The following is a 7,582-nucleotide window of genomic DNA, read 5'->3' on the forward strand; positions in this document are numbered from 1 at the left end:
TGGGGTGAGGGTGCAGCCCCCGTAAATTTCACCAGCGTCCCTTCACGCAACGCCCCCAGGCTCCCCTGGATTACGATCGCCCCTGGGTCGATGCCTTTGACGGCAACCATCATGTCCTTGCCGGCTTCGCCGCGTGCGCCCGGCTGCACCGGCTTGTGCGCGACCTTGCCGTTTTCCACCACCTGCACATAGGGCGACGGCTTGTCCGTGCGAAGCGCCGTCAGCGGCACGGCCAGCGACGAGGTGCGTCCCGTGCCCAGCGTGCCCTGTGCAAACAATCCGTTGCGCAGGCCCGTTGCATCTTCGACGCTGAGATACGCCAGCACGCTGCGGCTGCCGGCCTGCGTGCTCGGGCTGATGCGCGCGACCTTCGCGGAAATCGGCCGCGTGCTGCCTTCGATCTGCAGCAAGGCTTGCTGGCCGACTCGCACGTCGATGGAATCGGCGGCGCTGAGCGACGCTTCCACTTCCAGCCGGCTCAGGTCCACGATCTCGACCACGCGCGCTTCGATTGCAACCCGTTCGCCGGGTTGGGCGAGCCGCTGCGCGACCACGCCGGAGATCGGCGCGCGCAATACGGTGTCGTCGAGCGTCTTGCGTGCCACGTCCACCGCGGCCATCGCTGCCTTGTGGTTGGACTGCGCGGCATTGAGGTTGTTGAGTGAGGTGTCCAGCGCGGTCCTGGAGATGAAGCCCTGGTCCACCAGCGCCTTGTTGTTGTTGTAGGCGCGCTGCGCGATGTCGATCTGCGCCTTCGCCGAATCGCCCTGTTCGGTGGCCTGCCTGACGCGGGCCAGGTATTCGGTCGAATCGACGCGTGCAATCACCTGTCCGGCCTTGACCGCGTCGCCTTCGCGCACGGTGAGTCCCTGCAGTTCGCCTGCGGCGCGCGCCTTGACGACAGCCGAGTTGACGGCCTTGATCGAGCCCGAGATGGGCAGCCCCTGGGCCAGGTCGAGCACTTCGGCCTTGACCACGTCGCTGGCGGCCAGCTCGATGATGCTCTGGACCTTGGCCGCGCTCGCCTGGGCGACCGCGTCCTGCTGGGCCTTGCGTGCCACCAGCGCACGCGCAACCGCGCCGCCTATGAGCAGGACGACCAGCGCGATGGCCAGCCACTTGTAATGCCGTTTCGTCATTGACGCCCCTTCTTCGCATCGCCCGTGCGCACGTTGAAACCGTTCAGCAACGTCTCGACCTGCGATGCAATGTAGCGCTCGGGGTCCAGCGGAAAGTCTTCGGGTGCACAGGCGCCGAGCGAATGTTTCATCATGATCAGGAACACCATCGGCGCAGTGATACTGAAGGATGCGTATTCGAGGTCATGCACCTGGAATTCGCCGCGCGCGATGCCGCGCTTCAGGATTCGCTTGATGAGGTCCTGCCCCGGCCGTATCACTTCCTGCTGGTAGAACGCCGCCAGCTCCGGGAAATTGCGCGCCTCGCTGATCATCAGCTTGGTGATGCCTGATGCGCGAGTGGCGCCGATACGGTCCCACCACATCTTCATGCAAAAGCGCAGCATGTCGGCAGAGCTGCCTTCGAACTTCTGGAACTCGTCGTTCCAGGTGGCAAAGCGGCCCGAGAGGTTCTCGCGCACGACAGCCTTGAAGAGCTCTTCCTTGCTTGGAAAGTAAAGAAAAAGTGTTCCCTTGGAAACACCCGCGCGCGCCGCTACTTCTTCGGCCTTGGTGGCAGCAAAGCCCTTTTCGACGAAGAGGTCGAGCGCGGCGTCGAGCAGCTCGCCCGGGCGCGCTTCCTTGCGGCGCTCGCGCTTGGCCTGCACCTCGCTGCGGGCACCGATCAACTTGCTCAGGGGGGACACCATGGGGGGATTGCTTTGCGCTGTTTGCTTAATGACTGACTGGTTAGTAATGTACCTGTCACCGACGCAGCCGTCAACGCCGATGCGACGCACTGCGGGTATTGCCGACGAGGTGCACGAATCGCGGAGCGGAACGTAAGATGCCCCACATGTCTTCTTCCACACAAACCATCACCCTGGGCGGCGGCTGCTTCTGGTGTACCGAAGCGGTGTTCGTCAAGGTCCGGGGCATCACCGATGTCGAATCGGGCTACAGCAACGGCACGGTCCGGGACCCAAGTTACGAGCAGGTGTGCACAGGCACGACCGGCCACAACGAGGTCGTGAAGCTTCAGTACGACCCGGCCCAGATCAGCACGCGCCAGATCCTGGAAATCTTCTTCGTGATCCACGACCCGACAACGCTCAACCGCCAGGGCAACGACACCGGCACGCAATACCGCAGTGGCATCTACTACTCGAACGAAGAGCAACAGCGCATCGCGCAGGAATTGATAGCCGAGATCAACAAGGACGGCGTGCTCGGCAAACCGGTGGTCACCGAAGTGAAGCCGCTGGACAACTACTGGCCCGCCGAGGCGTATCACCAGGACTTCTTCGAAAAGAATCCCTACCAGGGCTATTGCGTCGCGGTGGCCGGGCCCAAGGTCGCGAAGTTTCGCAAGACGTTTGCCGCGCTGGTGAAGGATTGAGCGATTGATTCAGACACGTTCGCTGCGCTTTGCCTATCCGTCGGGCGCGGCGCTCACGTTTGCCGATCTCGACGCGCCGCAAGGTGCCACCGTGCTGCTGCGGGGCAATTCGGGTTCGGGCAAGTCCACCTGGCTGGCACTGGCCGCTGGGCTGTTGACTGCAACCGCCGGTGAGTTCGTGCTCGCAGGGCAGCCCTTGTCTGCGCTGCCCCAGTCCGCGCGCGATGCATGGCGTGGGCGCAACGTGGGCTTCTTGCCGCAACAGCTGCACCTGAGCAGCGCGCTGACGGTCCAGCGCAACCTGGAGCTGGCTTTCTACGCAACGGGCCTGCCTGTGGATCACGCCGCCGTGGCTCGCTCGCTCGAAGTGCTGGGCGTTGCCGGGTTGGCACAGCGCTTTCCCTCGCAGCTGTCCGGAGGGCAGGCGCAACGCGTCGCTCTCGCACGCGCCACGCTGATGAAGCCCAAAGTCATTCTTGCGGACGAGCCCACGGCAAGCCTGGACGACGATGCGGCGCAGGCCAGCCTCGCGCTCTTGCGCGAAACCGCGAAGCAGTGCGGCGCGACGCTGGTCATTGCGACGCACGACCGGCGCGTGCTCGATGCGTTGCCTGATGCGATCGTGCATGCCATCGGTGCAGGGGCGGGGGCAGGGGCCGCGCCGTGAAGACCATCGCGCTCGCATTTCGCTATCTGTGGTCGCGTCCTTTGGCGGCCCTGTTGAACCTGTTGCTGCTGACGCTTGGCCTGGCCTCGATCACCTTCGTGCTGCTGGCGAGCGAACAGGTTGACCGCGTCTTCCAGCGTGACCTCGCGGGGATCGACGTGGTCATCGGTGCCAAGGGCAGCCCGATGCAGCTGATCCTGGCGGGCGTGTTTCACATCGACGTAGCACCTGGAAACATACCGCTGGCTGAAGTGGAAAAGCTGCGCAGGCATCCGCATGTGGCCAAGCTGATACCGCTGAGCCTGGGCGACAGTTACCAGGGTTTTCGCATCGTCGGCACGACCCCTGAATACCAGGCGCACTACGGTGTGGCATTCGCGCGCGGTGCGCTGTGGGCCGAGCCCATGCAGGCCGTGCTGGGCGCGCAGGCCGCACGCGAGACGGGTCTGGACATAGGCGCTGTGTTCGCCGGAAGCCACGGCCTGGCAGGCGGAGGCGGCGACCATGCGGCAGCGCCGTATCGCGTGACCGGCGTGCTGGCGCCGTGCGGCTGTGTCATCGACCGGCTCGTGCTCACGTCCAGCGAATCGGTCTGGGCGGTGCACGAAAAGCATGAGAAGCACGAGAAGGAAGGCAAGGCCGCCGACGCCAGTCACAAGGAACCCGACGACCGCGAAGTCACGATCGCCCTCATCAGCTACAAGACGCCGCTGGCTGCAGCCAGCTTTCCGCGCCTGGTCAACTCATCGACCAACATGCAGGCTGCCGCACCCGCCATTGAAGTGTCGCGGCTGCTGCGCATGCTGGGTGTCGGTTCGCAAGTGCTGCGCGGCATGGGTGTGGTGCTGCTGGTGACGGCCGTGCTGAGTGTCTTCATCGCGCTGTGGAACGCGGTGCGCGAACGCAGGGCAGACCTCGCGATGCTGCGAATGCTCGGCGCGTCGCCCGCCAGGGTTGCGGCGCTGCTGCTGTGCGAGGCCTGGTGGCTGGCGGTGATCGCATCCGTGCTCGGCCTGGCTGCGGGCCACCTGATGGCTGAGGTGGCGGGCTGGATGCTGCAGGCGCAGCGGTCGCTGCCCATGACCGGGCGGTTGTGGGTGTCGTCTGAGGCATGGGTTCCGGTCACTGCGCTGGGCGTGGCGACGCTCGCTGCGCTCATTCCGGCGCTCAGTGCCTACCGCGTCGATGTCACCCGATTGCTGGCCGATCGCTGAACGAGCGACAATGCTACCCATGTTGTTGGAGTCGCCCATGAAAACTGTTGCCGCCTTGCTCGTCGCCTTTGCGGCGCTCACCGCTGTCGCGCAATCAGGCCCCGGGGTCCACAGCCCGAACAGCCCGATCGCACCCCTGCCGCAGCGCAGCGACGTCGTCTCGTGGTCGCTGCTGACCGGCGTGAAGACGCGGGCTGAAGGCAACAAGCTGCTTCCGGCTTTCGAGAAGGTGCAGCTCGCCCTGAACCAGAAGACCCAGCGCATCCAGGGCTTCATGATGCCGCTGGAGCCGGGCGAAAAGCAGACCCACTTTTTGCTGACTTCGGTGCCGATGTCGTGTTCGTTCTGCACGCCCGGCGGGCCCGAGAGCATGGTCGAGGTCAAGACAAAGACGCCCGTGAAATACACGCTGGACCCGGTCACCGTCGAGGGCAAGTTCGCGGTGCTCAATGACGATCCGTATGGGCTCTACTACCGCATCACCGATGCGGTCGGCGTGAAGTAAAGGGCGTGAAGCAGATGGTGCGTACGAGGCGTTGGCTGTGGCTCATGCTGTTTGCGCTGGTTGCAGCGCAAACGCTGGGGCTCGTCCACCGCGTCTCGCACGCGGGCACGAGCGGTCATCTGCCCAATGCTTCGGCCGGATGGGTCGCGGCATTCCAGGACGGCCACGCCGACGACCCGAGCTGCCAGGTGTTCGACCAGGCAAGCCAGGCCCTGCTTTCTTTCGATGCGCCAGTCACCGCGCTCGCGCTTTTCGCGCTCAATCATTTCATCCAGTGGTCCCTGGGCGAAGCTGTCGCCCGTTGGGCCGCGCTCTTTGAAGCGCGCGGACCGCCCGCCTTTCGTTGATTCCTCTCCCGTCGCATCCGCGCAGCTTTTACGAGCCGCGCCGTTGCCTGTTCCCGAATCGACGAAAGCTCTTTTTTCATGCAACACCATTTTTCGCGCGGCGCGCTGGCTGCCGCGTTGACGCTCGCGTTTTCCCACGCCCAATCGCAGACCCAGAATCAATCGCCAGTGCAGGCGACCCTTGCACCAGTCACCGTCACCGGCAATCCCCTGGGCAGCAATGACCTCATAGCCCCGGCGGCCCAGTATTCAGGCACCGGCTTGCTGCTGCGGTCCCAGTCCACACTGGGCGAAACGCTATCGGCGACGCCGGGCGTGAGCAGCACCTACTTCGGCCCGAATGCCAGCCGGCCGGTGATACGCGGCCTGGACGGCGACCGGGTGCGCATCCTGTCCAACAGCGGCGCGACGGTCGATGCGTCGGGCCTGAGCTTCGACCACGCCGTCACGGCTGACCCGATCAGCATCGAGCGCATCGAAGTGCTGCGCGGTCCTGCCGCCTTGCTGTACGGCGGCAGCGCGGTGGGCGGCGTCGTGAACGTGATCGACAACCGCATCCCCCGGCAGCCTGTCGACGGTGTGACGGGCCGTGCCGATGTCGGCTTTGCCACCGCGAACCGCGAGCGGGGAGGCGGCGTGATGGTCGAAGGCGGCAACCAGCGTGTTGCGCTGCATGTCGATGTGTTCGACCGCAGGACTTCCGATGTGCGGGTGCCGGCTTCGCTGGCGTGCGCCAAGGACGGCGCGCTGACGTTCGCCAATCGCATCTGCAATTCGGCAAGCCATGCGCGTGGTGGTGCTGCAGGCGCTTCCGTATTTTTTGATGCGGGTTACCTGGGCGTCTCGGCATCCAGTTATGGCAATGACTACGGAACCGTTGCCGAGGACGCCGTGACCATCGGCATGCGCTCGAATCGCTACGCGATCGAAGGCGAGTTGCGCGATCTGTCCGGGCTGCTGCGAAGCGTGAAGGCGCAGGCCAGCCACACCGATTACCGACACGTCGAGTACGAATCTGCGGTGCCCGGTACCCGCTTCGCAAGCCAGGGCAACGACTTGCGCCTGGAAGCGCGTCACGCCAAGTTAGGCGCGCTCGAAGGCGTGATCGGTTTCCAGGCCGAGAGCGCACGCTTTGCCGCCGATGGCGAGGAAGCGTTTGCGCCCTACAGCCGCACGCGGCAGACGGCGCTGTTTGCGCATGAGGAGCTTGCCACCGGTTGGGGCAAGCTGACGTTCGGGGCCCGCGTGGAGGACGTTCGCGTCGAGTCGCTGGGCAATCCGGCGGTCGCGCGTTTTGCGCCCGCTGCGCGCCAGTTCAACCCGCGCAGCTTCGCGGCCGGTGCGCTATTTAATCTGTCGCCGTCGTGGCAACTCACCAGCAATCTTTCGGTGAGCGAGCGCGCGCCCAAAGACTACGAACTGTTCGCCGATGGACCGCACATCGCGACTGCCGCCTATGAGATCGGCGACGCAAACCTGCGCAAGGAGCGCTCGACCAACATCGACCTGGGCGCGCAGTGGAAATCCGGCCATGACCAGTTCAAGGTCAATGCGTTTCACAGCCGCTTTGCCAACTTCATTTCGCTGGCGTCCACGGGCTCCGATCGCGATGTGGACGGCGAGTTGTTGCCGGAGTTTGCCTATACCCAGGTGAGGGCGCAGTTTCGGGGGCTGGAGGTGTCCGGCACCAGGCGGCTGATAGCCTCCGCGAACACGCTCGACCTCGAAGTGCGCGGCGATGTGGTGCGCGCAACGAATCTGGATTCCGGTGAGGCACTGCCGCGAATTGCACCGTGGCGTGCGGGTGCCACGCTGGTGTGGACGCAAGGCCCCTTCAGTGCGAGGGCCGGTTTCGACCACTTCGCCCGCCAGTCGCGTGTGCCTGCGGGCGATGTGGCCTCACCGGGGTACACACTGGTAACGGCTGCTGCATCGTGGCGGGTCCAGCGCGATCGCGCCAGCCTGCTCTGGTACGTGCGACTGGACAATGCCACCGACCGGCTGGCCTATTCAGCGACTTCCATCCTCACGCAGACGGCACCCGGCAAAGCGCCTTTGCCAGGCCGATCGGTCAAGGTCGGCCTTCGCGCAGACTTTTAAAAGGGTCTTCCTCCCTCTGCCTGCGGTCTTCCTCCCTCTCCCTCTGGGAGAGGGCCGGGGTGAGGGCAAGCAGCGTCAGATCCGCCCAAAAATCTCAGGGTGCCAACCTCTCCCTCACCCACCCCCCATCCCGCAAGCTGTACCTCAACCTGTCGTGCAGCCGGCTCTTGCGCCCCTGCCAGAACTGCCACTGATCCGGCACCAGCCGATAGCCGCCCCAGTGCGGCGGGGG

The 7,582-nt window shown here is 65.0% G+C and carries 9 protein-coding genes; 6 read left to right on the forward strand and 3 right to left on the reverse strand.

Annotated elements, in window-relative coordinates:
- The coding region (locus AQ12_RS21770; protein WP_048442088.1) for an efflux RND transporter periplasmic adaptor subunit at window positions 1–1,139 on the reverse strand (1,139 nt) is incomplete at its 3' end.
- Window positions 1,136–1,828, reverse strand: coding sequence for a TetR/AcrR family transcriptional regulator (locus tag AQ12_RS21775; RefSeq protein WP_048442089.1), 693 nt, complete (start codon window positions 1,826–1,828; stop codon window positions 1,136–1,138). The genes AQ12_RS21775 and AQ12_RS21770, both read right to left, overlap by 4 nt.
- Window positions 1,829–1,974: 146 nt before the next feature.
- On the opposite strand from AQ12_RS21775, the gene msrA reads away from it, so the two are divergent.
- From msrA to AQ12_RS21805, 6 genes are all read left to right on the forward strand, one after another.
- On the forward strand, window positions 1,975–2,517 hold the full coding sequence (gene msrA / locus AQ12_RS21780; protein ID WP_048442090.1) for a peptide-methionine (S)-S-oxide reductase MsrA: 543 nt from the start codon (window positions 1,975–1,977) through the stop codon (window positions 2,515–2,517).
- Window positions 2,518–2,521: 4 nt separating this feature from the next.
- Entirely contained in the window at window positions 2,522–3,184 is a 663-nt protein-coding gene (locus AQ12_RS21785) for an ABC transporter ATP-binding protein (protein WP_048442091.1), read from the forward strand.
- Window positions 3,181–4,398: an ABC transporter permease gene (locus tag AQ12_RS21790; RefSeq protein ID WP_048442092.1), complete on the forward strand. Its 1,218-nt coding sequence runs from the start codon at window positions 3,181–3,183 to the stop codon at window positions 4,396–4,398. The genes AQ12_RS21785 and AQ12_RS21790 overlap by 4 nt, the downstream gene beginning before the upstream one ends.
- Before the next feature lie 37 nt (window positions 4,399–4,435).
- Complete coding sequence (locus AQ12_RS21795; RefSeq protein WP_048442095.1) at window positions 4,436–4,903, forward strand: DUF3299 domain-containing protein; 468 nt, start codon at window positions 4,436–4,438, stop codon at window positions 4,901–4,903.
- Between the two features lie 5 nt (window positions 4,904–4,908).
- Entirely contained in the window at window positions 4,909–5,250 is a 342-nt protein-coding gene (locus tag AQ12_RS21800; protein ID WP_048442093.1) for a hypothetical protein, read from the forward strand.
- 78 nt (window positions 5,251–5,328) lie between these two features.
- A complete protein-coding gene (locus tag AQ12_RS21805; RefSeq protein ID WP_048442094.1) occupies window positions 5,329–7,350 on the forward strand; it encodes a TonB-dependent receptor in 2,022 nt (673 codons plus the stop codon).
- A 94-nt stretch (window positions 7,351–7,444) separates the two neighbouring features.
- Here AQ12_RS21805 and AQ12_RS22590 read toward each other — a convergent pair.
- Window positions 7,445–7,582: pyridoxine 5'-phosphate oxidase C-terminal domain-containing protein (locus tag AQ12_RS22590; protein ID WP_304413820.1), on the reverse strand; the 138-nt coding region annotated here is incomplete at its 5' end.

It is taken from the genome of Caenimonas sp. SL110 (genome assembly GCF_001044395.1).
Taxonomy (GTDB): Bacteria; Pseudomonadota; Gammaproteobacteria; order Burkholderiales; family Burkholderiaceae_C; genus Ramlibacter.